This window comes from Rummeliibacillus pycnus, assembly GCF_044359855.1.
GTDB lineage: Bacteria > Bacillota > Bacilli > Bacillales_A > Planococcaceae > Rummeliibacillus > Rummeliibacillus pycnus_A.
This window is the reverse complement of the sequence record NZ_CP132291.1, coordinates 3,851,010-3,875,661: the sequence shown is the minus strand read 5'-3', so window position 1 is coordinate 3,875,661 and position 24,652 is coordinate 3,851,010. Positions and strand designations below refer to the sequence as shown.

The window sequence follows — 24,652 nt, the reverse complement described above, 5'->3', positions numbered from 1 at the left end:
GCATTTGAAAATTTTTTAAGCAAAAGATTTAAACTTAAATGTAGATTTAATTTTCTATTTTGCCGAATTTGAGATAGGATATAGTTAATGCTTTACATCGAACGGAGGAAGTCCCAATTGAAACAACAAAAAGAATTATATAAAGAAGCAATGGCCGTTTTAAAAGCGACAAGCCGAACTTTCTTTATTCCTATAACCTTTTTAGATAAAGAGTTAAAAACTACTGTTGCAACAGCTTACTTATGCATGCGCGCAATCGATGAAATCGAAGATCATAAAGAATTGCCAAATCAAATAAAAACAGATTTACTAAATGCAACAAGCAAATTATTATTAAAACCTTTTGATAATGAAGCTTATCAAAAATTATTAGAACCATATGCAGATCAATTACCTGAAGTTTCTTTGCGTCTTGCAGACTGGTTATCCCTTTGCCCAGATGAAATTCGAGATACAGTAGCTGCTTCAACTAGTGAAATGGCAGAAGGTATGGCAAAATGGGCAGCTAAAGGCTGGATTGTTAAAACAAAAGAAGATTTAGATGAATATACTTACTATGTTGCAGGTCTTGTTGGCACAATGCTTTCTGATATTTGGCGTTGGGGAGCGGGTATCGAAACAGATCGTGAGCTTGCAATCGGATATGGTCGTGGCTTACAAGCTGTCAATATTTTGCGTAATCAAGAAGAAGATAAAGAACGTGGAGTAAGCTTTGTTCCAGAGGGTTGGACACGCGATGATTTATTTAAATATGCGCAAGAAAATTTAGCTAAAGCAGACGAATATAATAAAAGCATTCCAAAACGTAGTGTATTAATGTTCTGTAAAATCCCATTAGCATTAGCTCATAAAACGCTTGAAGCCATGCTCAAAGGTCATGAAAAGATGACTCGTAAAGAAGTGGAACAAACTGTAGAGGAAGTTACAGCAGAGTAGAATTTTATAGTATGAAAGCTGGTAGCGAATATGCAACCAGCTTTTTTTATACACTACATTGTTTATCCATTACTATTTTTTATAACATGTTCACACAATTTTCGGAAATTATCAATAAATTTATCATTTATTTCTTTTGTTCTTTTTTTAGGACCTTTTGTACGACCTCCAGCTTGACGAATTTTCTGATTAAAATGCCGTGAATATAAAAGCTGATCAATATTCTTCGAAGTATATTGCAAACCATTTTGATTCATCACATAAGCACCCCTAGCTAACACCATCGCGGCGAGTCCATAGTCTTGAGTGATTGTAATGTCCCCTTTATGGATTTGATTGACTAGTGCAAAATCGACTGCATCTGCACCTTTTGACACGATTACGGTTTTCACCCCTTCTATTTCAAAATGGTGAGATGTATCACAAAAGATAATTACTTCTAATTGAAATTCCTTTGCTATTTGAATGGTCTCTGATACAACAGGACAGCCATCGGCATCTATACATATTTTTGACATCTGACTTCCCTCCTATATATAGTTTACCTTATTAGTTAACCTAACATTAATTTGCTAAATTGTCACAATTGTTAGCGTTTTCACGTATAATTATCTATCAATTTTGCATTTTTATAATTTTCAGAGATTGAAAACCCATTTGATTATGTCTAATATATGTTTATAAGTCAAAATTATATGGGGGTTTTTCTTAATGGTAACAACTATGTCAGATTCACAAAAAACAGCAACTGAGTATATTGATAAAGTGTATAACAATCTTAAAGAACATCATGGGCATGAACCTGAGTTTTTACAAGCAGTAAAAGAAATTCTCTATTCTTTAACACCTGTCTTTGCTAAGCGTCCTGAATATATGCAAGCAAGCCTTTTAGAACGAATTGTTGAACCTGAGCGTGTTGTAAAGTTCCGTGTTTCTTGGGAAGATGACAATGGTAAAATCCAAGTAAACCGTGGATATCGTGTACAATACAGTTCTGCAATTGGCCCTTACAAAGGTGGTCTTCGCTTCCATCCATCCGTAAACGAAAGTATCATTAAATTCTTAGGTTTTGAACAAATTTTCAAAAACTCTTTAACTGGCCAACCAATAGGCGGTGCTAAAGGTGGTTCAGATTTTGATCCTAAAGGTAAATCAGATGCTGAAATCATGCGCTTCTGTCAAGCATTCATGACAGAGTTACACAAATATATTGGACCAGATGTTGACGTACCAGCTGGTGACATCGGTGTGGGAGCTCGTGAAATTGGTTTCTTATTTGGTCAATACAACCGCATCCGTGGTGCATATGAACCAGGTGTGATTACAGGTAAATTACCTCGCTTTGGTGGATCTTTAGCTCGTAAAGAAGCTACTGGCTATGGCTGCGTTTACTTCGTACAAGAAATGTTAAAAGAAATTGATATGACATTCAATGGTGCAACTGTTGTCGTATCTGGTTCAGGTAACGTTTCAACTTACGCAATTGAAAAAGCGCAACAATTAGGCGCGAAAGTTGTAGCTTGTTCTGATTCTAATGGCTATATTTATGATCCAAATGGTATCAACTTAGATACAGTTAAAGAAATTAAAGAAGTGCGTCACGGTCGTATTAAAGAATATGTTGAAATACATCCAGATGCAACTTACAAAGAAGGGTGCAATGGTATTTGGACAATCCCATGCCACATTGCCCTTCCATGTGCAACACAAAATGAAATCGATGAAGGGTCAGCAAAAATCCTTGTAAAGAATGGCGTGAAAGCTGTTGGTGAAGGTGCTAATATGCCATCTACTCTACAAGCAATTAATGTCTACTTTGAAAATAAAGTACTATTTGCTCCTGCCAAAGCAGCAAATGCAGGTGGTGTAGCCGTTTCAGCATTAGAAATGGCACAAAATAGTATGCGTCTATTCTGGACTTTTGAAGAAGTAGACGAAAAACTACATGACATTATGAAATCAATTTATCTAAACAGTGTAGAAGCTTCGAAAGAATTTGGTCATGAAGGAAATCTATTAATCGGTGCGAACATTGCAGGTTTCTTAAAAGTAGCCGACGCAATGATCGGACAAGGTGTAATTTAAATCAATAAATCAATTTTCTAAAGTAGTAAATCCATATGGGTTTACTACTTTTTTATCATTTTATTTATTTATTTGTGCTATTTTTCCTTTTTTTAAGATTTTTTTCACTATTACCAATAACAATAACTTACAATAACATTGAAATGGGGGTATGAAAAATGGAACTGATTTACAAAGGAAAAACAAAGGATGTATTTAAAGTAGATGATAGTCATTTAGTATTACAGTTTAAGGATGATGTTACTGGTGAAAATGGGGTATTTGATCCAGGTGCAAACACTGTTGGGTTGACGATTGATGGTGCGGGTCGCGCTGGTCTTAGCTTAACAACATTCTTTTATAAGAGACTAAATGCTATCGATGTTCCGACACATTTTATTTCTTCAAACATCGATGAAGCTACAATGACTGTGAAACCTGCAACTGTTTTTGGCAAAGGGCTAGAAGTTATTTGCCGATTCCTTGCAAATGGTAGTTTTTTAAAACGTTATGGTGCTTATGTTGAAGATGGCCAAGAACTCGACTCGTTCGTTGAAGTAACGATAAAAGACGATGAACGACAAGATCCGCCTATTTCAAAGGACGCATTAGCTATGCTAGAAATTTTAACTGAAGAAGAATATGAAGTATTAAAACAGCATACTATTGACATTTCAAATTTTGTAAAAACTGAATTAGCCAAAAAAGGGTTAACTCTACACGATATTAAGTTAGAATTTGGCCGTGACGCAAAAACTGGCGAAATATTATTAATCGATGAAATATCTGGTGGGAACATGCGCGCTTATAAAGGTAAAGAATACATTGAACCATTAGAACTCGAAAAAATAATGTTAGCGAATTAATACACTATACCTAACGATAGATCCCTCTTCTTCCGGATATAACGTTAGGTTTTTTTCTCTGATTTATCTGAAATATTTTACTTTACGAAATATACGATTTATAATAAAAATAATTCGTATTACGTAATAAAGGAGTGTTTCAATTGATAGATAATATATTAAAACGTCAAGATGTTCCTGTTGCTGAGACTTGGGATTTATCAGATCTAGTTCCAAATGAAGAGGCATACAATGCCGGTGTCAAAAAAATCCTTGAAGATGCGAAAAATTTCAACACCAAATATCAAGGTCATATTACAGATGCAAAGCAAATTGTAGATGTTATTTCTGATTATGAAGCTTTAGTTGAAGCAAGTATTCCATTTGGTTCATTTGTTGAATTAGACCTTGAAGTCGATCAAACAAATGATGCTTCACAAATTCGTACAAGTAAATTTGGAACAATTTCTTCCCAAATCGCTAGCTTAGTATCTTTTGTACATAGCGAAATTTTAGAATTACCTACTGAATTATTAGAAGAAGCGATTAAATTAGCACCGAGCTATTCTCACTATATAAATCGCTTAATCGATAAAAAAGCGTATCAACTACATCCTGAAGTTGAAAAAACTTTAGCTGCACTTGGTTCTACTTTTGATGCCGCTTATGGTTTGTACAATACTGCGAAATTAGTTGATATGAAATTTGAAAACTTCACTGTTGGTGATCAAAGTTACCCATTAAGCTACAACCTTTTTGAAGGCGATTGGGAATTAGAATCAGATACCGATGTTCGTCGTCAAGCTTTTAAAGCTTTTTCTGAAAAGCTTGCTAACTATCAACATACAACAGCTAAAACTTATAACACTCATGTTCAAACAGAAAAGACTATAGCTGATTTACGTGGTTATGATTCTGTAACTGATTATTTGTTATTTGACCAAGAAGTTGATCGTGATTTATACAATCGTCAAATAGATGTCATTATGAAAGAATTAGCTCCTCATATGCGTCGCTATGCAAAACTTTTACAAAAAGAACATGGCTTAGAAAAAATGACATTTGCCGATTTGAAAATTTCACTAGATCCAAACTATGAACCATCCATTACAATCGAAGAATCAAGAGATTATATGAAAAAGGCGCTTGCTGTTATGGGTGAAGATTATCTCGAAATGATTGATCGTGCATTTGATGATCGCTGGATTGACTTTGCAAATAATGAAGGTAAATCTACAGGTGCATTCTGTGCTAGTCCATATGGTTCGCATTCCTATATTTTAATTTCTTGGACACAACGCATGAATGAAGTCTTTGTATTAGCTCATGAGCTTGGTCACGCTGGTCACTTCAGAAATGCGCAAAAAAACCAATCACTATTTAATAGTGAATCATCTACTTATTTTGTAGAATCACCATCAACTATGAATGAAATGCTGGTGGCTAACTATTTGTTAAATAATTCAGATGACCCTCGCTTTAAACGTTGGGTGATTGCTACAATTATTGCACGTACTTACTACCATAATTTTGTTACACACTTATTAGAAGCAGCTTATCAACGTAAAGTGTATGAATTAGTAGATGCTGGAGAAAGTGTGAATGCAACAATTTTAAACAATTTAAAACGCTCTGTTTTAGAAGAGTTCTGGGGAGAAGACGTAGAAATTAATGAAGGTGCAGAGCTAACTTGGATGCGTCAACCACACTATTACATGGGCTTATACCCTTACACTTATAGTGCTGGGCTTACGATTTCTACACAAGTTTCACAACGTATTTTACATGAAGGTCAACCTGCAGTAGATGACTGGATAAAAGTTCTTCAAGCCGGTGGTACTAAAACACCTGTTGAATTAGCTCAAATGGCTGGTGTAGATATTACAACAGACAAACCACTGCAAGATACTATTGCCTTTATCGGCTCGTTAATTGATCAATTAGAAACATTGACTGAAGAAATTCATCAAGTTAAATAATACATTACTTATTTAATTATCGAAATAAGTATTGAGTAAATAAACAGCGTATCGCTACAGTTCCTTTTCTGTGACGATTCGCTGTTTTAGATTTAGCAACTTGTTCAATATTTATAACGATTAATTTGCGATACATCATTTTCATTTCCAGCATTTTTTATAACTTCCTGATAAACTTGAATTGTTTTAGCATACATAGTATCAATGGTGAAATGTTTTTCAAATGTAGCTCTACTATTATCTCCGAGTTGCTTGCGTAAGCTTATATTTTCAATTAATAATGTTATCGCTTTCTGAATTCCTGAAATACTATTGTCAACTAAGAGTCCTGAGTGCTGATCTATTATTAATTCGCTAACTCCTCCCACATTGGAAGCTATTGTGGGGATGCACGCTCTCATAGATTCAATAATAACCAGTGGTAATCCCTCATAATCAGATAACAAAACATTAATATCTGCTTGTTCTAGGAATCTTTCTACATCATTTCTTACACCTAGAAAAGAAATTCGATCTTGTAGATTTTGGTCATTCTTTCGTTTTTCATTCTGCTCTCTATTCGGACCATCCCCAATTAAAATCAATTTCCAAGGTATCTCTTGCATATTGGAAAGTGCTTGAATTAATAAATCTTGACGCTTTGGTGTTGCAAATCGAGCAATCATTATAATAAGTGGTGTGTTATTTGATATTTTTTCTGTAGTTTTTTGCGTGGGAATACCGTTGTGAATCGTTTCCATCTTCTCCTGCAAAACAAGCTTTCTTTGAAGGGCTAGTTGATAGTCATAAGTCGATACGGTAATAATTTTTGAAGTGTGTTTTGCTAAATACTTTTCAACCTTTTCTAAGATAAGGCGTTTCATTTTCGATACACCTTCACTAAAAGACCAGCCGTGTACTGTAAATACTGTTGGAATACCCAGTGATTTTGCTGCAATTCTACCAATCACTCCTGCTTTTGAAGAATGCATAGCAACTAAATCAGGTTGAAAAGATTTTAGTCTCTTGCGTATTTCAATAATTGCTCTGAAATCCTTCCATAAATGAAACTTCCTTTTCATAAAGTACAATGGTTCTATTTCAACACCCAAATCTTGTATCTCTATGATTTGCTGAATAAAAGGTTCATTTGATGTAAGTATTAATATCTGATGTCCATTTTTATGAAGTTGTTTCACTAATTCGATTAAATGGGATTGTTCTCCTCCTATTTCATCAAGCCTCGAAATTAGTTGTACTATTTTCATAGTGATTATCCTTTCTTTTTGTATTACAAACTAAACTCTAGCATGTTTTCAAATACTGCTAATCAATTAATTTGAAAACAAAACTATATAAAATGCCAAACATTAGTGCATTACAATTAAGAAATACGATTAAAATCCTTACTATGTATACTTATCCTCCCTCATATAAATTATTAAGTCACTATTTTTATGCAAAAAAGGACTGAAACTGTATTTTAGCTTCAATCCTTTTACTTAATGCTACTAAGACATCTATTAAAGAAATTTATTTCGTTATATTTCTTACTTGGCGTTTTTTTGTCCATAAACCTACAATGATTAATAAAATCACACTTAAGATTGGGACAATTTGTTCCATCATTGGGAACGTAGATTCAACTATGCGATGTCCGTATTTATCATCTATTACCATTGTTCCTGCAGTGTAAGCAATTAATAATGCACCAATCCAAATAAGAATCGGGAATTTCTCCATTAATTTGATAATAATCTGACTACCAAAAACAATTAAAGGAATACTTACAAGCAAACCTAATGCGACAAGACCATTATGTCCGTTTGCTACACCTGCAATCGCAAGGACATTATCTAAACTCATTACAAAGTCTGCTACGATAATGGTACGAACTGCTGCCAATAAATTATTACCACTTTTAACATCCGGATCTTCTTCGCCTGATTTTAATAAATCAAACGCTATATAGAATAATAATAGACCGCCTACCACTTTTACAAATGGTATTTGTAATAACCAAACAGCGGCAAATGTTAATACTATTCTTAAACCAATGGCACCGGCTGTACCAATGATAATTGCTTTTTTTCTTTGATTTTTTGCTAAATTACGGCATGCAAGTGCTATAACGACTGCATTATCACCGCTTAGAACAATATCTAACAAAATAATTGAGGCTATTTTTGTCAGGAATGCTGCATCCATTTATTCTCCTACTTTCTAAAAATGCTATCTTGTATAATTCTACTCTTTTCCCATGAAATGAAAAGCGAAAACTATATTTTTTTAGGATAATTTTCTTTTATAGCTGTCATCAATTATTCTATACATTTTTACAAACATTCACTACATTTCTAAATCAGTTTACGATTTATGCAAGCGATTTATGCTAGTATTAACTTTTCATCTGAAAAGAATCGTTCCATAGATCCTAGTTTTCCCCTTCTTCTTCAGAAGTATTTAGATGTATTTTTTTATTCTTTTTGTTAATACTGCATTATAGTTCTTTCTTTAAATAGACCTAACCTTTTCACTCTGGTAAAAGAAAGGAAACTAGTCATGCTATCACAAGAAACAATGGATATTATTAAATCTACTGCACCTGTTTTAGAAATACATGGTAAAGACATTACAACTGTTTTTTATAAAAGATTATTTGAATCGCATCCGGAACTGTTAAATATTTTTAATCAAACAAACCAACGAAAAGGACGCCAACAATTAGCATTAGCAAATACGGTATACGCAGCTGCAGTTCATATTGAAAAATTATCTGAAATCATGCCAGTTGTAAAACAAGTTGCTGAGAAACACCGAAGTCTTGGCATTAAACCTGAACATTATCCAATCGTTGGTGAAAACTTATTAAAGGCCATTAAAGAAGTTCTAGGAGACGCAGCCACTCCTGAAATTATGAACGCTTGGACTGAAGCATACGGTGTTCTTGCTGATGCATTTATTTCAACAGAGGAAACTTTATATAAAGAATCAGAAAACAAACAAGGTGGGTGGCGATTCTTTAAAGACTTCAAATTAGTTGATAAGGTCACAGAAAATAAATTAGTCACTTCATTCTACTTTAAACCGGCAGATGGTGCACCTCTTCCAGATTATAAACCAGGTCAATATATTACTGTACATGTAACAATTCCAGGTGAAAAATATACGCATAATCGTCAATACAGTTTATCAAAAGCATTTGACGGCGAAAACTATCGAATTTCTGTTAAACGTGAAGTTGTAAATGAACCAGTCGGAATCGTATCGAACTATTTACACGATCATCTCAATATTGGAGATATACTTCCTATTAGTGCTCCTGCGGGTGTATTCTTCTATCAATCAAAACCAGATACTCCTGTTACATTTTTAGCTGGTGGTATTGGTATTACTCCACTGATGAGTATGCTACAAATAGCTGTGAAAGAAAATAATGCTCCCATCAATTTTGTTCAAAGTGCCAATACTACAGATTTAGTTGTATTTAGTAAACCTTTACATGATATAGCACAACAATACTCTAATTTAAATTATTTCGAATTGATCACCGAAACATCTGGATATATTTCGAAGGAATTTTTAGAACAGTATGTAGATTCATCAAGTGATGTTTATTTATGCGGATCAGTACCATTTATGCTAGCAATGATCAAGCACTTGCTTGTAATTGGCGTTTCTAAAAACCGAATTTACTATGAATTCTTCGGACCTTCAATGGCACTTGATATTGAAACATAATTTTTTAAAAGTAAGGATTAATAATAGCACTTTCCCGCAGGAATCGCTTCTTTTCTCTCAAGTAAGAATGCATGAATAAAAGAGCGTCAATGAATCGGCGCTCCTTTTTGTATGTGGTAGTAAATTAAATTTTATCATTATTCCTTTTTAACACTATTCTGTTTAAGATGAGTTAACGCTACTATTTTAATCGATGTCGCCAGAATATAACCGACAACAACAATATATATAAAGGACTTTTGCATTTGATTGAGAAAAATAAGATACGTAATGCAAATCATCAAAATAGTGTACATTAGAATATCAAACCAAATTTTCTGTTCTTTATTCTCCATATCATTTCACCTTTCGCAAAAGGATTTACTTTATACATTGCTATACCCGATATATTCTACAATACACATGCAAACACCCTCCAAATAATTTGACTTTTTGGATTTTATACTAACTTTTCATATATAATTAATATTGCATTTACAATTTTACAAAGAAGGAGAATTTAGCATGAAACCAAAACTCTTAGTTATGAGAGAAATTGAAAATCATACAATGGACCAATTAGCTGAGCACTTTGAAATCGATTACCAACCATCTTGTTCTCAAGAACAGTTACAAAACTTAATACAAGATGCACAAGCGCTATTAACAATGGGTGCAACTATTGACGAAGAGCTCATAAAAAATGCGCCTAATTTAAAAATTGTAAGTAATATTAGTGTTGGCTACGATAATTTTGATACAGATGCGATGAAAAAAGCTGGCATTATCGGGACACATACACCATACATTTTAAATGATAGTGTTGTAGATTTGACATTTGGTCTCATGTTAAGTGCTGCTAGAAGAATTTCAGAACTCGACTCTAAGGTTAAAAAAGGACTTTGGACAGTAAAAGCTGATATAAACTACTACGGATTAAATGTTCATCATAAACAATTGGGAATTATCGGTATGGGGCGAATTGGTGAAGACCTAGCAAAATGTGCAAAAATGGGGTTCTTAATGGATGTTTGCTATAACAATCGTCATAAAAAACCTGAACTAGAAGAAGAAAATATCATCTGGAAACCGTTAGAACAGCTACTTCAAGAATCAGATTTTATCGTTATGCTTACGCCTCTTACAGAAGAAACAAAAAACATGATGGATGCCTCAAAATTTAAACTGATGAAAAATACCGCTATATTCATTAATATGTCGAGAGGTGCGACAGTAGACGAAAAAGCATTATACAATGCCTTAAAAAATAAAGAAATCTACGCAGCAGCTTCTGATGTTTTTGTACAAGAACCCGTTGATTCTGGCAATCCTCTACTCCAATTGGATAACTTTACTGCTACTCCTCATATTGGTTCGGCGAGCCATGAAACAAGAAACAACATGTCACAACTTGCAGCAGAAAATCTGATTGCGGTTTTTATTAATGGTAAAAATCAAAATGTTGTACCTGAATTACAGTTCCTTGTTAAATAATATGAATAGAAGCTACAGCATTCTCTATGATTATGCTTATCCTGTTCTGCCAAAGTTACCCTCACAAATTGAATTATTTCGAACAATATCTAAATGTGATGTATACTAAGATGAGAATAAGTTGTTCATAAGAATTTGCATGTAAAGGACGTAACAATAAATGGATGTAAATAAAAGTTCAGGTAAAAACTCTAGTTTTCTTACTAATGATGAATTAGCTGTATATGAATTTGCATTTCGCGATGAATTTAATGGTATGCATATTCCTCAGGAAAAACAGGAGTATTATATTGAAAAAATACTTAATGCCAATGAGGACGCCATTTTACATTTAAGAAAAAAAGGCGCGATTGCGATATCTAGAGAAGTCTTACAAGAAGATAATATTTTTGGGGCATAATAGGTAAAATAAGCAAAAAGGTCGAACATTAACTACTATATCAGTGGTTTGTTCGACCTTTTTATACTATTTATTTTTTCAATTTTGGATAGCCAATGATTATGGCTACAATTGCGCAAATCCCCATCAAAATTGGGTAAAACGAATATTGCATCATCTCGATTGTTGAAATCCCCGCAACACTTGCTGCAGCTAGAAGTTGGGGTGAATACGGCACGAATCCTTGCCATACACTAGCGAAAATATCCAGTAAGCTGGCAGATTTCCGGTGATCCACTTCATATTCGTCTGCAATTTTTTTGGCAAGAGGTCCTGTCATTAGTATGGCGATTGTATTATTTGCTGTTGATATATCCGTCACACTCACAAGAGAAGCAATACCAAACTCTGCTCCTTTTTTCGAGCGAATACGTTTTGAAATGGAGTAAAGTAAGTACTGAATACCACCATTATGTTGAATCAATGCAACAAGCCCACTGATTAATATTGCAATAATCGCTATATCTTCCATTCCCATCATACCGTTACTTACAGCTTTGATGAATGAAATAACCGTAAATTTCCCGTTGATAAATCCTATTAATCCAGAGACTAAAATACCTCCGATTAATACTTTTAATACATCGATACCGATTAATGCAGCAATCAGTACAAGTACATATGGAATTACCGAAACAATTGAATAATCATAGTTTCCTTTTAAAGCATGTCCCTTACCTATCGTCATGAATCCTAGAATAATTGCCGTTACAATGGCAGCAGGTAATACAATACGAAAATTCACTTTAAATTTATCTTTCATATCCGTACCTTGTGTTCGTACTGCTGCAATTGTCGTATCAGAAATAACCGATAAATTATCACCAAACATTGCACCACCCACTACAGTAGCCATTGCAAGTGCCATTGAAATACCAGTCGCATCAGCAATTCCCACTCCAATTGGTGCTAGAGCAACAACAGTCCCCATGGAAGTCCCCATAGAAAGGGAGATAAAACACCCAATGAAAAATAAACCTACTAATAGGAAATTTTGAGGTAAGTACGTTAACCCCAAATTAACAGTCGATTCAACTGCTCCCATTTCCTTTGCTACATTTGAGAAAGCACCTGCAAGTACAAATATAACCACCATAAGCATTACATTTGCATCGCCTGCTCCCTTCGTGAAAATTTCAATTTTCTTTATCATCTTTTCTTGACGATTCATAAGAAAAGCGAGAATACAACTTACTCCTACTGCTACATTTAAAGGCATCGCCGTAAAATCATTAGCTAAAATGCCTGTTCCTATAAATAAAAGTACAAATACAACAAATGGCAAAAGTGCCCATTTATTGCCTTTTTCAATCTTTTCCATGTATAAAAAATACCCCCTACCGAGATTGGGCTAAATTTAAATCAGACAAATTTAATCATACTGAAAAGATGTGAATTTGTAAATTTTTTATATCTTTCGAATATTCACTATAAAGCCTTATTAGGTAGTCCCTTTTTTATATATTTTCTCGTACTAATAGTTTTTCTTCAATTGAGTTTCTCGTTATTTTGATAAAATTAATCAATCCTAATACAAAGAAAATAATACTAACGGTTAATGCAATGTATCTTAACCCCAACACTTCTGTAAATATCCCAACAATACTAATAGCAAAGATACCTACAGCGGACGCATAAATTGTAAAAATACTTGTAAACCTTCCAAGACCATTCGCTAATATTTGATACCCAGATACTTTCTAATAATGAAATACGATTACGATCCATATCATCCACTCGTATTTTTATTTACAAAAAAACCCCACCCCCAAGACATTAGTCTTAGGTACGGGATAGTGGATTCTACGATACGTGTTGCCAACCTAGTTTACTGCTACATTACTGTGCGGAGCTACGACGTTTTACCTAACGCTTATACTGTTACCCTTATAACTGTAGTTCCCGTCACACAATCATTCTAATAAGAAATCCCATTTGATACTCCGAGACTTGGTTCAATATTTCGTTCTTGCTCTCTTTCATCTACCCAAGCTCTCTAAAAAGAACATCCATATCTACTCTTCTCTTCTTAGTATTTCGAAAAATTATAACTTAGGTGAAATTTAATTATCAATATATTTAGAATATACATTATAGTTTTCTACATACATAAATCATTTCATAACTATTTTCATCGATTGGCGTTTCATTCCAGTCTTTATATATTCCAAGAATTTCAAACCCATTGTTAGATAATATTCTTTCCATTTCTTTTGGAAAAACGTAGCGCAAAGTGATATGAGTTCTTTTTTCATTTACATTAACACCATTCACTCCTGCAAATTTCCGAATAGTCGTGTAATGTTGAAGCTGAGTAAGAGCATCATAACGGCTAATCGTATAAACATCAACCTTTTGTTGTGAAACCTGGTCTATATAGCTTCTCCAGTATTCCTCTGTAGGTGGTTGTAATAATTCATCTAAACTTGGAAATCTAGTTCCGAAAATGAATAAACCTCCATCGTGCAAATGCTTATGTACGGATGATAGCAAGCCATCTAGTGCATTATTCGTTAAAAAATGCTGGAATGAGTTGCCAACAGTAAAGATCAAGTTACTTTTCACATCTAAATTTAAATTAGTACAATCTTGTTTTTCCCACTTTATATTTAATTCAAGTTCAGAGGATTTCTTTTCAGCTGCTCTTAACATCCCTTCATGAACATCCACACCGATTAACTCTTGTCCGGCTTTAGCTAAAGGGATTGTAGCCCTTCCAGTCCCGCATGCAATATCAATGATTGGCCCATCAATCGTTGATGCATACTTCTCTAAAAATTTTATGTCCTCATGATACATATCATTTTCTTGATCATATAAAACGGCATCTTCGTATTCCTCAAAATTGTCGATTCCCATAAACTATTCTCCAATTCTTTTAGCAAAAATATTCCTTACAAAGTTCTCTTTAAAATCAGTATATTCATTAATGCCAATTGACTTTTTATTTATATAAGCTAGCTTTATATTCAAGTATTCTTTTCTAACATCTTCGTGTTCGTTTAAATAATCTCTGAAAAAGATTAGATTGTTCCATAACTCTCCATTATATTCAACCAAGTGGATAAAATGTGTTTTGACTTCATTCGTATCATCTGTGAATTTTGCGAAGACAATCTCATTCGATCTTTCTACTCGTAACCGTAAAAATCCACTTTCTTTTAGCCCTTTTATAAGTTCTCCATCTAATAATTCCAAATCATTAACACCCATTAAAATATCAATAATTGGCTTTGCAGGCATTTCGACTATGGCAGTGCTTCCGATGTGTTCAATTTGATTTTCGTTCACATTTGTATGAAGGAGAATATCTTTTTTCACCCTGGAAAACTCATCTTTCCATTCAATTTCGTAAGGCACGATTTTAACTTCATTTTTACCTAGCCCTAGTTTCATATTATTCTCCTCCATATTTTTCGATTGAACTTTGTTAAGTTGTCAAAACGAACTTTTGGAATTTATCTTCTTCCTCTGAAAATGGATTATGATTACTTTCTTCGAAAATAGTGAAAGTTGCATTAGGAATTAAATTTGCAATTTCAGCTCCATGTTTCATGGGACATTGGGAGTCAAACTTACCAGAATAGATAAAGCTTGGTACTGTAACACTTTGTAAATCCTCTCTAATATCATATGTAGGATATTCAACTTTTCTAAAAAAGGTTAAGCGATTTCCAACTGTCTTGCCGCTGTTTGGCTTTCTAAGAGATTCTTTTAATTTTTCTTCAGAATGAAAAGACATCAAGGACCATTCATAGCTAATCTTTTTTCGTATTTCTAGCGGGGTTAAAGGATCATTCAACTGATCCATAATTTCAACTATTCGATTGAAGTGAGGATTTTGAGGACAATAGATACTATCTGGATCTACGCCGTATTCAAAACTTGCAGCTGCTCCACCAGCAATAATTTTCGTCAGTGATTGTGGTTTATTTATTGCATACTTCAAAGCAAGCATTCCACCAGTCGAATGACCAGCAAATCCCCATTTGTCGATATTTAAAGCTCCACGAATTGCTTCTAAGTCAAGCACTGATTCGTCCATACTAAATCTGCTGTCGTCCGTAACTTTTACCGAATTCCCTGCTCCACAAAGATTAATTAAGTAAACATGATACTTTTCCGTGAATGGGTTTGCAAAATTATTCCCACGCTCATCATAAGCACTATATAGATGTGTGACTGCTAAGGGTTCCCCTTGTCCTTTTTCAAACAGTTCAAATCTTCCTCTTGTCGTATCTATAAATCGCTTATTCCACATGTTATGACCCCCTACTATATTGTTTTTCATAAAACATCGCTTCATATTGTTCCATCTTCCCGATAATGCTCTCCACCTTGTTACCGTATATATAAGTATCTTAATAGTTGATTCTTAGTATAAAAACCCGCCTGATGATATACATGATTTGCGCTATCATTTGTGTTTGATACGCATAATTGGATTTTATCTATACTTTCATACATAAAAATACGAGTTAACACTTCTTTTAATAGAATTGTTCCAAGTCCTTGATTTTGGAAGTGTGGACTTACGGCGATAAATTCGATAGATGCCTCACCATGTTCAGGAGCAACTTCAAAATATGCATATCCCTGTATATTCCCTTTATCATCTTTTAATATACGCAACTCCTGCTGTTCATTGATCCGATTTAGTATAGTTTTTGCATCATAATATGTATTTGGGAAAGCTTTATTATGTATATTTGCAAATCTCTCGAAATCTGAAATTTGGAATAGATCACTTTTTATATTTTTAAGAGGTATAAAATTTTCTCTCTCAATCTGTAATACAAGATGCTTTCCCGTTTGGGCAGCATTAATTTCTTTCATAATTGAAAGAGCCCCTTTATTTTGCTCGTTGATAAAGAAGTAAAATGTATGAATAGAGGGATATTTCCCTTGGATTTCATGCCATAATTTCATACTAATTTGTTGAGGATTTAAATCTGTTTTAACAAAGGGTCCCCATACTTCAGCGCTTGCTGATTCTTCATCAATATCAAGACCAATAGCCGCCATTACACCATCAAGATCTTCAACTATTAAAAATGTCTTTCTCCCATTTTTATCTATAAAATCTTCTTCCAATGATTGAAGTATTTCTTCATACGATTCGCCGCAATAACCGATATGGTGATTTTGATTTTGATTTAAGCCGCATAAAAATTGGGCCAATATTGCAAAATCAGTTGCTCTACTAATACTTATTTCCATTATTTTCACTCCATTAATACTTTTTAATTAGATTGTTTTATTTTGTTACTTTTCAACTTTCATACTATTTATTTCCATATAAAATCTAAAACTCCTTCTCATTAGTCATAATTCATTTCAATCATCATCTTTGATCTGAGCAAGTTAAAATTGGATTTACCCTGTTAGTGAGCTATCTGAAGGGGTTATTCATTATACAAAAATAGCCTCGTTGGCAAGCATAATATTTCTAACTATTATATTTGGAGTGCTAATCTATACGAATATTTTTTGATTAACTAACGAACCACAAAATACCCAAAATTTCTAATTAAATAAAAAGAGATACCTCAATTTTAATGAGATATCTCTTTTCTTTAATAAGTTCCACCTAATGAAATTATAAGCAGTACAATAAGCCCTATAATAAATGCCCCAAATATGATTCCTGGAATGATAAGCGTAAAAAATGCTTTCCAGTTTGAAAAACGATGTGCAATTGCAACACCCGCAACACTGATTACAAAGGACCAAATTCCAGCTGCAATGGAAACTAACATAAATACGATTGCTGAAATAATCGTTACGGCTGAAAACTCTATACCTGTATCAAAATAAGTTAGGGGCGAGTTAGCCATCCATAAAAGCAGAAATGGCGCTATCCCAATGGTTGGCACATAAGATAAACTTGTAGCCTTAAAAATATCTTCAAAGTTACCTTTTCCTCCAAAAATTTTACCTACAAGCCATGTAAAGAATGTACTGATTGTAACAGAAAAAATACCTATAAAAGGTCCTACCAAAATACAAGTAAGAAGCAGAATCCATGTCGAATAAGTAGGATAATAATCTGAAGCTGCTAAACCTGTTATACCACTAGCTATTCCACCTAATAGCACAAAAATTAATGAATATGTCCATTTTTTATGATCTATTAAATATTGAGCCGTCTTTTTGGGGTGTAACCAAGTAGAGAAAAAAGGTTGAATCTTATAATTTTGAGGTTGTTCTTGAGGTTGGTTCATTAAATATTATGTCTCTCCTTCCAATATAGTATTAATTTTAACAGAAAACCTCTGTAAAATAGAGAAAATTTTTAATGAACCATTCTGAAATTAGCAAAACTATAATAATACTTCATTAAAATAAGGCCCTATATGTTCAATATAAAGATCCGCATCTTCCTTTGAACCTAATGTAAGAATAGTACGATAACCATCTATTTTAAGTGTAGCATTAATTTGATGTTTCTTTAATTGCTCTTGAATTTGTTCTGTTGTTAAAATATCGAAATGTATAAGAACCCCAATTTCAAGTAAATCAAAAGGTTCTCCTTTGGTATTTACTGCATAAATTTTTTCTACTTTTTGCGTTTCTTTTGAAACAAGAATTTGACTAACACGGAATTTGTTCTCCAATACTTTCATCCACTTTCTATCTTATATTAATTTGAAGTATTATCTACTTTGCAATGATAAATGGCTATTTCTTTTATTATAACAAATAAGGCTATAGCGTTACGCTATAGCCTTTAACTTCTTTAGATATATTTATTTCACCTCAATAACAAAGATATACGAAGCTCTGCCATTTTTCCATTTAGCAAAAATTTCGATGACATGTTTTCCTTTATCAGATGGCAGCGCTATTTCAGAATCCTTAACTGGAAGTGTTTTAGTCTGATTTTGGCCTTCCCATAAGTTTGCCGTTATAGTCGGGTTAGAAGCATCGCTAAATTTGACAGTTGCTGTTGAGTTGGGCCCAACAGACTGTGCTATTAAATCTTCTCCAATGCTTATTGGATCAGCAGCATCAGCAATAACTCCTCTATTTGAAAATAAACCTTTTGTTTCCCATTTATATCCTCCTCTTGAAGCATTGATTGTTTGATTTTTAATTTCCACTGAAATATTTGGTGGCTCATCTGGTATGCTCGAACATCCCGAGATTTCAAATAAGATAAACAAAAAAGCTACAAACATATACCTCCACTTTCTCACCTTTCCATCCCCTTTTATTAATATTTATATAAAAATCCCAGTAAACATATATCTACTGGGATCTCGTTGATTTAATTATTTACCACCTATAGACTGTTCCCCTTCCTTGTCTACTAGAAGTACCCGTTTCTCAGCATCAATAAGCTCACATGCCGTAGATAAGCCCGCAAGCCCTGCCCCGATAATAATCACATCATATTTCATCAATCCCCCCTTATGATTTATTGTACAAATGGTTAAGTATGGCTACCTTTGATTATTTAGACTCTGTTCAAACCCCGACTAATGGGTTGTACATTCAAAATTTTACAAAATAATATATTTTAAGTATTAATTTACAGTATAATTTGATTAAATTACGAAAAATAAAAAAATTAATTAAAAGTGAGTGTGTATATCATGATTGAATCTTTTACCCTTCCTATATTTAATTATCAAAGAAAAATCCAAGTTTACTTACCTAATAATTATAGGGAAGTAAATAAAACATACCCTGTGTTATATATGCATGACGGACAAAATGTTTTCGAAAATAAAGATGCAATTGAAGGAATTGCTTTAGAAATTAATCAATATTTAGAACAAAATAAACTGGATATTATAGTAGTTGCTATTGACCAAAACACTTACTGTGATGAAAGGATAAATGAATATTGTCCATGGCCCAACGGAGCATTTAGCGAGAAATTTATAGGTAATAAGAGCTTATCAGGCGGAAAAGGAAAGGAATATGTAGATTTTATTGTTAATGAATTGAAACCTTTAATAGATTGTAACTATCGTACTGAGGAAACTCAAACATATATGGCAGGAATCTCCCTCGGAGCTCTAATATCAACTTACGCAGCTTGCTGTTATTCTCATGTATTTAAACGAGTTGCAGCAATTTCATCTGCATATTATCGTAATCAAGAAGAAATTGAAAAACTTTTAAAAACGAGTAATCTAACACACTTAGAAAGATTCTACCTAGACTGCGGAACAAAGGAATCAGGAGAAAACGATGAAATTAGCCAACTGTTTTTATTATCCAATAAGACAATCTATGAAATCTTAAGTGAAAAAGATGTGACATTACAGTTTAATATTATTGAAAATGCTGAACATCATTACAAAGCTTTTAAAGAACGCGTTCCTAACTTTATCACTTACTTGACTACTGAATCGGTTTAGTAAAAGGATCATTTTAGTTAAAGAGAAAATAGATTCGCTAAAGAGTTTTAGGCAAAATAAGTTGCGGATAAATGGGGTAAAGTGTTATTAAATACTAAATTACCCCTAAAGATGTTCACACACTTAGGTTATGGCGTAGAAACGGATTCCCTTCGTTAGAATCTCCATGATAACTTAGATCTTCTCGCCTCAACTAGTTAATGTTAGTAGAGACAAACAACTATTAGCAGGCTTGCATACATTTCATTATGTTAATTAGATGTCAGTCCTTATAGTTGCTTTGTCTTTTTTCCAAAAGCTATCCATCTTCCATCAATATCTTCAATCACAAATTCCTTATTACTATAATCGGTATTAGATAATGAACGAACTATTTTTACTCCAGAATTATTATATTCTTCTTGAAGTTCTTCTTGATTGTCAGTAATAAAATATGCGTCATACCCATAACCATATAAAATTCTATTGGGTACTACCTCTTTACCGTTTGAATTCGTCAATATTATTTCGGTTGAATCTCGATATAAGCAAATATGTGGTTCCTTTGATTCCATATAAGGTACGGCTTTAAAACCCATTTTTTTCGTAATAGTTTGCTGTTTTCAATATGTCTTTTGATGGAAAGATGCAATGTGACTCTAATAATAATTTCTGCATTTATTTTCCCCTTTAATATTCTTTATACTAAATTTCTTCAAGATAAGAATTAACAAATAACTTTTAACATCTGCTAATTTACCAAAACACCTCACATTTAACAATCATTTTGTCATAAGATTTTAGAAAAATATAAAAAGCCAAGGAAAACAAATGTTTTCCTTGGCTTTTCATCTACGTTCTAGTATTTAACGAATATTTATGACCCCTACGAGATTCGAACTCGTGTTACCGCCGTGAAAGGGCGGTGTCTTAACCGCTTGACCAAGGGGCCAATATATGGCGGAGAAGGAGGGATTTGAACCCTCGCGCCGGTTACCCGACCTACACCCTTAGCAGGGGCGCCTCTTCAGCCTCTTGAGTACTTCCCCATATGGCTCCGAAGGCAGGACTCGAACCTGCGACCCTCTGATTAACAGTCAGATGCTGCTACCAACTGAGCTACTTCGGAATAATGAAATGGTGCCGGCGAAAGGAGTCGAACCCTCGACCTACTGATTACAAGTCAGTTGCTCTACCAACTGAGCTACACCGGCATATCATGGTGGGTCGGGACGGAATCGAACCGCCGACACTTAGAGCTTCAATCTAATGCTCTACCAACTGAGCTACCGACCCATGATAATGATATTTTTTATTCTTTTTTAAAAAAAATGGCGGTCCGGACGGGACTCGAACCCGCGACCTCCTGCGTGACAGGCAGGCATTCTAACCAGCTGAACTACCGGACCATTTTGGTTGCGGGGACAGGATTTGAACCTGCGACCTTCGGGTTATGAGCCCGACGAGCTACCGAACTGCTCCACCCCGCGATAGTAATATTAACTTGATTGAAAAATGGAGGAGGAAGAGGGATTCGAACCCCCGCGCGGTTTGACCCGCCTGTCGGTTTTCAAGACCGATCCCTTCAGCCAGACTTGGGTATTCCTCCAGGTAATATGGCGGCCGAGGGGATCGAACCCCCGACCTTACGGGTATGAACCGTACGCTCTAGCCAGCTGAGCTAGGCCGCCATAATAATATTAAATTTAAAATTGGTGGAGCCTAGCGGGATCGAACCGCTGACCTCCTGCGTGCAAGGCAGGCGCTCTCCCAGCTGAGCTAAGGCCCCATATGTATATGAAATGGTCGGGAAGACAGGATTCGAACCTGCGACCCCTTGGTCCCAAACCAAGTGCTCTACCAAGCTGAGCTACTTCCCGATTTGGTGCGCCCAGCAGAAGTCGAATCCACAACCTTCTGATCCGTAGTCAGACGCTCTATCCAGTTGAGCTATGGGCGCATATATAAATCAAATCATTTCATTATATTTAAAAATAAAAGATGGTGCCGAGGACCGGAATCGAACCGGTACGGTAGTCACCTACCGCAGGATTTTAAGTCCTGTGCGTCTGCCAGTTCCGCCACCCCGGCATCTCTTAATGGAGCGGAAGACGGGGTTCGAACCCGCGACCCCCACCTTGGCAAGGTGATGTTCTACCACTGAACTACTTCCGCATTAAGGACAAGATTTATTATATAGTATCTATTTTATAAATGCAATACTTTTTTATATAAAAATAATAATTGTTATACTTTCCGTTTGAATCTTTCTTAAGAAGTTTAACTAAACTCTTGTCTAAAAGCAACAATAGACTGTCTAAAAAATTTAAAAACAATATGATTGTCGGTTATTTTCCAAATAGGGTACTCGAGAATTCTCTCAGTAAGAGTATTATCCCCTGGGTTAGATACCTTTTAAATAAATTACTTTTCTGGCCATGGAAAATCATTTTCATAATACTTCTCTTTTAAACGATTTAAATCATAACTCCATTTTCTAATTGCATTAGCATACCTTTTTCTATCTTCTTCTCTTCCCATTTTTAGACGAATTCTTTTATGCAGCTCATTAGCAGTTGCTTGTAAACCATAACTTTCTATGAACTCCTGTAAAGCTAACCAGCGCTGTTCATCCGTGCGACTTGTTATTTGGTATCCAAAATTCCGAAGTTCGCTGTAGCTGGGATGGCGGTATCTATAGGTTTTAGGTGTAGTCTTTTTGATATTTTTTTCAACGTTATAATAGTTTTCAATTTCCACTTCTTTAAAAATACGTTTCAAAATATATTGAATCATTTCTACTTTTAATAAGTCTATACAATCGCCTTTTTCTTCTAGAACTTCAACAAATTCTATAAAATGTGCGCGATTCCTTTTGACGGAATAAAGAGAATAAAAGTTATAAGCTTTATTGGAGAAATCATTTCCTTTATCTTTATAAAACAATTGAAATCGGCTATCATTTTGATACGTTTTTATTTTTCTATAATAAATTATGTATAATAAAATGTTTAGAGCATCTTCATCTTTATATGAATATAATCTTCCTGACTGCACAAGTCCGTGTAATAAATGTTTTATCATATCAATCATTTTATTCGAATGATAAGCATATAGAACTGCTCGTAAATTCTTTGCTGGTACTTTCAAAAATAATTGATGGTAGAATACATAGTTCTTTTTTAATTCTCTTTTAATTGATCTGCTTTGAAAGTAATCAAATTTCGTAATTGCTTCACTAATAATCTGCATAAATTCCTCTAAGTATTCTTCAACATTTTCTTCTTTTATAGCGATTTTAAGCAAATATACTATTATTTTGACTTTCTCTTCATTTGTGATATCGTCACAAAGTAAAGCTGTGATTCCTTCAGTAAAGTCCATTTTTTTGTTTCTTTTATTAATTTCTTTTAATAAAACTTTTCTTTCATTCTTCAAGTTATAATTTACTTTGTTCAGAGTTTTAATTTTGCATTGTAATTCTTCAATTTTTTCTTTTAATTGTCGAATTTGCTGATCTCGATTTTCAATTTCTGTTTTTAAAGACTTTATTTGTTTTTTGTTTATACTTTCTATTTCTCCTAAGCCTTGTCCTAATTGTATTGTAATCGTTTCTAATAAAGTTTCTTTAGAAAACATCATTTCACCTCTTTATAAATATTCTTATTTAGAAAACAATTATCCCCTTATTTTTACATATTACCCTTTTGTTATTTCCTATTATTCGCCATCAAATATATGGTTCCTTTTATTACGTAAAATTATTTAATGGGAATTTTAAGTTACAATAAAAAAATTCATAAAAAAGACATCTCCTTCAATGTTCAAAAGAACAATGAAAAAGATGTCTTCTATTTTTTAACGGACTACTACTGCATATTTTAAAGCATTATATGCACGTTCAAATTCATATTCATTAACCCAGTATATGCCTTTATTATTAGGATCAACCACTTTATAACGTTTTGTTTTACTGCTATAGCCTGCTAGTGTTGTAACATGTAAATTATCCACCATTTTAACGTTTTTCCCCGCTGAGCCCATATTCCAATTTGTCCATTTTGGTTTTGAGAAGTCCAATGTAACATAGACAACTATTGGATGACCAGCTGCTAACTCAGTTCGCAATTCTTTTGTAGAAGCTCCTGTTATATCTTTAACAGTACTACTATATTTCTTTCCATAATTCGCTAATGGATTTGGAAAGATTGATTGAAACACACCATCAATTGCATAAAAAGGTGATCCAGCAAACCCTTTATAAGGATTCTGTTTTGTTTTAGGCATATTATTTAAAAAATTTTTATAGCTTATCTCTTTAGCATATCCTTTAAATTGTAATGCCTGCTGTAGACTAGCCCCTTCACAACCAAATGGTGCATATAATGGCTTCATCTGATTGATATAGGGAACATCTAGTGAAATTGCATCTTTATCTCCACTCGATTTATAAATATATTTTTTCGTCAAAAGCGTACCTGATATCCAACCATATTTAGAACCTACTTTAATTTTGTACCAATATGTTTTTTGGGTATCCTTTTTTCGAACAGTTGGTTTAATGGTTGTCCCTTTCTTTAGTGTTGTTAAAACTTTATATTTCGTTCCAACGCCAGAGCGGACATTTCCCGCTGTTTTTAAAACATATTCATTTGACACTTTTTCTTCAGATGAAGCAGCTTGCGAAGTTAATGGTTGTGTTGTGAAGTCAGTAAAGCTAGCTGCTACTAATGCTGAACTTAATGCAGTAATGCTAAGTAATTTTGTATATTTTCTTGTTGTAGTTAATAACACTGTAAGCCTACTTTCTATGAACTATTTATGTAAGATACAGGGGGAATTCCC

General features: G+C 33.8%; 22 protein-coding genes, 14 tRNA genes and 1 pseudogene. 8 read left to right on the top strand and 29 right to left on the bottom strand.

Annotation, left to right across the window (positions count from 1 at the left end; all coding sequences use genetic code 11):
- Nucleotides 1–117 precede the first annotated feature (117 nt).
- Nucleotides 118–936, top strand: coding sequence for a squalene/phytoene synthase family protein (locus Q8X41_RS18875; protein ID WP_397537769.1), 819 nt, complete (start codon nucleotides 118–120; stop codon nucleotides 934–936).
- A 62-nt stretch (nucleotides 937–998) separates the two neighbouring features.
- Here the strand turns inward: Q8X41_RS18875 and Q8X41_RS18870 are convergent, their stop codons facing one another.
- Nucleotides 999–1,454 (bottom strand): YaiI/YqxD family protein, encoded by a 456-nt coding sequence (locus Q8X41_RS18870; RefSeq protein WP_397537768.1) that lies wholly within the window; start codon nucleotides 1,452–1,454, stop codon nucleotides 999–1,001.
- 193 nt (nucleotides 1,455–1,647) lie between these two features.
- On the opposite strand from Q8X41_RS18870, the gene gdhA reads away from it, so the two are divergent.
- The 3 genes from gdhA (at nucleotide 1,648) to pepF (ending at nucleotide 5,824) form a co-directional block, all read left to right on the top strand.
- Entirely contained in the window at nucleotides 1,648–3,021 is a 1,374-nt protein-coding gene (gdhA, locus tag Q8X41_RS18865; protein WP_397537767.1) for an NADP-specific glutamate dehydrogenase, read from the top strand.
- Between the two features lie 158 nt (nucleotides 3,022–3,179).
- Complete coding sequence (locus Q8X41_RS18860; RefSeq protein WP_397537766.1) at nucleotides 3,180–3,866, top strand: phosphoribosylaminoimidazolesuccinocarboxamide synthase; 687 nt, start codon at nucleotides 3,180–3,182, stop codon at nucleotides 3,864–3,866.
- A 143-nt stretch (nucleotides 3,867–4,009) separates the two neighbouring features.
- On the top strand, nucleotides 4,010–5,824 hold the full coding sequence (gene pepF / locus Q8X41_RS18855; RefSeq protein WP_397537765.1) for an oligoendopeptidase F: 1,815 nt from the start codon (nucleotides 4,010–4,012) through the stop codon (nucleotides 5,822–5,824).
- A gap of 104 nt (nucleotides 5,825–5,928) precedes the next feature.
- Here the strand turns inward: pepF and Q8X41_RS18850 are convergent, their stop codons facing one another.
- Both Q8X41_RS18850 and Q8X41_RS18845 read right to left on the bottom strand, forming a co-directional pair.
- A complete protein-coding gene (locus Q8X41_RS18850) occupies nucleotides 5,929–7,071 on the bottom strand; it encodes a glycosyltransferase family 4 protein (RefSeq protein WP_397537764.1) in 1,143 nt (380 codons plus the stop codon).
- 265 nt (nucleotides 7,072–7,336) lie between these two features.
- Nucleotides 7,337–8,011: a TerC family protein gene (locus Q8X41_RS18845; protein WP_397537763.1), complete on the bottom strand. Its 675-nt coding sequence runs from the start codon at nucleotides 8,009–8,011 to the stop codon at nucleotides 7,337–7,339.
- 354 nt (nucleotides 8,012–8,365) lie between these two features.
- On the opposite strand from Q8X41_RS18845, the gene hmpA reads away from it, so the two are divergent.
- The 3 genes from hmpA to Q8X41_RS18830 all read left to right on the top strand — a co-directional run bounded on the left by hmpA (nucleotide 8,366) and on the right by Q8X41_RS18830 (nucleotide 11,417).
- Nucleotides 8,366–9,544: an NO-inducible flavohemoprotein gene (gene hmpA / locus Q8X41_RS18840; protein ID WP_397537762.1), complete on the top strand. Its 1,179-nt coding sequence runs from the start codon at nucleotides 8,366–8,368 to the stop codon at nucleotides 9,542–9,544.
- 504 nt (nucleotides 9,545–10,048) lie between these two features.
- Nucleotides 10,049–11,017: a 2-hydroxyacid dehydrogenase gene (locus tag Q8X41_RS18835; RefSeq protein ID WP_397537761.1), complete on the top strand. Its 969-nt coding sequence runs from the start codon at nucleotides 10,049–10,051 to the stop codon at nucleotides 11,015–11,017.
- Nucleotides 11,018–11,177: 160 nt separating this feature from the next.
- A complete protein-coding gene (locus Q8X41_RS18830) occupies nucleotides 11,178–11,417 on the top strand; it encodes a hypothetical protein (RefSeq protein WP_397537760.1) in 240 nt (79 codons plus the stop codon).
- A 70-nt stretch (nucleotides 11,418–11,487) separates the two neighbouring features.
- Here the strand turns inward: Q8X41_RS18830 and Q8X41_RS18825 are convergent, their stop codons facing one another.
- The 9 genes and pseudogenes from Q8X41_RS18825 to Q8X41_RS18785 all read right to left on the bottom strand — a co-directional run.
- Nucleotides 11,488–12,777, bottom strand: a complete 1,290-nt coding sequence (locus Q8X41_RS18825; RefSeq protein WP_397537759.1) for a Na+/H+ antiporter NhaC family protein — start codon at nucleotides 12,775–12,777, stop codon at nucleotides 11,488–11,490.
- Nucleotides 12,778–13,547: 770 nt separating this feature from the next.
- On the bottom strand, nucleotides 13,548–14,315 hold the full coding sequence (locus tag Q8X41_RS18820; RefSeq protein ID WP_397537758.1) for a class I SAM-dependent DNA methyltransferase: 768 nt from the start codon (nucleotides 14,313–14,315) through the stop codon (nucleotides 13,548–13,550).
- A 3-nt stretch (nucleotides 14,316–14,318) separates the two neighbouring features.
- Nucleotides 14,319–14,852, bottom strand: a complete 534-nt coding sequence (locus Q8X41_RS18815; RefSeq protein ID WP_397537757.1) for a GrpB family protein — start codon at nucleotides 14,850–14,852, stop codon at nucleotides 14,319–14,321.
- 34 nt (nucleotides 14,853–14,886) lie between these two features.
- Nucleotides 14,887–15,717 (bottom strand): alpha/beta fold hydrolase, encoded by an 831-nt coding sequence (locus Q8X41_RS18810; protein WP_397537756.1) that lies wholly within the window; start codon nucleotides 15,715–15,717, stop codon nucleotides 14,887–14,889.
- Nucleotides 15,718–15,797: 80 nt separating this feature from the next.
- A complete protein-coding gene (locus Q8X41_RS18805) occupies nucleotides 15,798–16,676 on the bottom strand; it encodes a GNAT family N-acetyltransferase (RefSeq protein WP_397537755.1) in 879 nt (292 codons plus the stop codon).
- Between the two features lie 356 nt (nucleotides 16,677–17,032).
- A complete protein-coding gene (locus Q8X41_RS18800; protein ID WP_397537754.1) occupies nucleotides 17,033–17,680 on the bottom strand; it encodes a Yip1 family protein in 648 nt (215 codons plus the stop codon).
- A gap of 99 nt (nucleotides 17,681–17,779) precedes the next feature.
- Nucleotides 17,780–18,073, bottom strand: a complete 294-nt coding sequence (locus Q8X41_RS18795) for a hypothetical protein (protein WP_397537753.1) — start codon at nucleotides 18,071–18,073, stop codon at nucleotides 17,780–17,782.
- A gap of 132 nt (nucleotides 18,074–18,205) precedes the next feature.
- On the bottom strand, nucleotides 18,206–18,655 hold the full coding sequence (locus tag Q8X41_RS18790) for a hypothetical protein (RefSeq protein WP_397537752.1): 450 nt from the start codon (nucleotides 18,653–18,655) through the stop codon (nucleotides 18,206–18,208).
- Between the two features lie 78 nt (nucleotides 18,656–18,733).
- Nucleotides 18,734–18,859, bottom strand: a pseudogene (locus Q8X41_RS18785) (FAD-dependent oxidoreductase); the annotation flags it as partial.
- 195 nt (nucleotides 18,860–19,054) lie between these two features.
- Here Q8X41_RS18785 and Q8X41_RS18780 point away from each other — a divergent pair.
- Nucleotides 19,055–19,828, top strand: coding sequence for an alpha/beta hydrolase (locus Q8X41_RS18780; protein WP_397537751.1), 774 nt, complete (start codon nucleotides 19,055–19,057; stop codon nucleotides 19,826–19,828).
- Between the two features lie 269 nt (nucleotides 19,829–20,097).
- On the opposite strand, the gene Q8X41_RS18775 is transcribed toward Q8X41_RS18780, so the two are convergent.
- From Q8X41_RS18775 to Q8X41_RS18695, 17 genes are all read right to left on the bottom strand, one after another.
- The gene (locus Q8X41_RS18775) at nucleotides 20,098–20,382 is read right to left on the bottom strand and encodes a glyoxalase (RefSeq protein WP_397537750.1); all 285 of its coding nucleotides are present in this window, start codon (nucleotides 20,380–20,382) and stop codon (nucleotides 20,098–20,100) included.
- Nucleotides 20,383–20,687: 305 nt separating this feature from the next.
- Nucleotides 20,688–20,759: transfer RNA gene (locus tag Q8X41_RS18770), tRNA-Glu, on the bottom strand.
- 6 nt (nucleotides 20,760–20,765) lie between these two features.
- Nucleotides 20,766–20,856 (bottom strand) — tRNA-Ser (locus Q8X41_RS18765).
- A 3-nt stretch (nucleotides 20,857–20,859) separates the two neighbouring features.
- Nucleotides 20,860–20,936: transfer RNA gene (locus Q8X41_RS18760), tRNA-Asn, on the bottom strand.
- A gap of 9 nt (nucleotides 20,937–20,945) precedes the next feature.
- Nucleotides 20,946–21,021 (bottom strand) — tRNA-Thr (locus tag Q8X41_RS18755).
- Nucleotides 21,022–21,027: 6 nt separating this feature from the next.
- Nucleotides 21,028–21,103, bottom strand: a tRNA-Phe gene (locus tag Q8X41_RS18750).
- Between the two features lie 36 nt (nucleotides 21,104–21,139).
- A tRNA-Asp gene (locus Q8X41_RS18745) sits at nucleotides 21,140–21,216 on the bottom strand.
- Nucleotides 21,217–21,220: 4 nt separating this feature from the next.
- Nucleotides 21,221–21,297 (bottom strand) — tRNA-Met (locus Q8X41_RS18740).
- 26 nt (nucleotides 21,298–21,323) lie between these two features.
- Nucleotides 21,324–21,416: transfer RNA gene (locus Q8X41_RS18735), tRNA-Ser, on the bottom strand.
- 8 nt (nucleotides 21,417–21,424) lie between these two features.
- Nucleotides 21,425–21,498 (bottom strand) — tRNA-Met (locus Q8X41_RS18730).
- 22 nt (nucleotides 21,499–21,520) lie between these two features.
- Nucleotides 21,521–21,596: transfer RNA gene (locus tag Q8X41_RS18725), tRNA-Ala, on the bottom strand.
- Nucleotides 21,597–21,610: 14 nt separating this feature from the next.
- Nucleotides 21,611–21,687, bottom strand: a tRNA-Pro gene (locus tag Q8X41_RS18720).
- Nucleotides 21,688–21,690: 3 nt separating this feature from the next.
- Nucleotides 21,691–21,767: transfer RNA gene (locus Q8X41_RS18715), tRNA-Arg, on the bottom strand.
- Nucleotides 21,768–21,809: 42 nt separating this feature from the next.
- Nucleotides 21,810–21,898 (bottom strand) — tRNA-Leu (locus Q8X41_RS18710).
- 9 nt (nucleotides 21,899–21,907) lie between these two features.
- Nucleotides 21,908–21,982, bottom strand: a tRNA-Gly gene (locus Q8X41_RS18705).
- Nucleotides 21,983–22,231: 249 nt separating this feature from the next.
- Entirely contained in the window at nucleotides 22,232–23,446 is a 1,215-nt protein-coding gene (locus Q8X41_RS18700; protein ID WP_397537749.1) for a hypothetical protein, read from the bottom strand.
- Nucleotides 23,447–23,665: 219 nt separating this feature from the next.
- A complete protein-coding gene (locus Q8X41_RS18695) occupies nucleotides 23,666–24,601 on the bottom strand; it encodes a C39 family peptidase (RefSeq protein ID WP_397537748.1) in 936 nt (311 codons plus the stop codon).
- Nucleotides 24,602–24,652 lie beyond the last annotated feature (51 nt).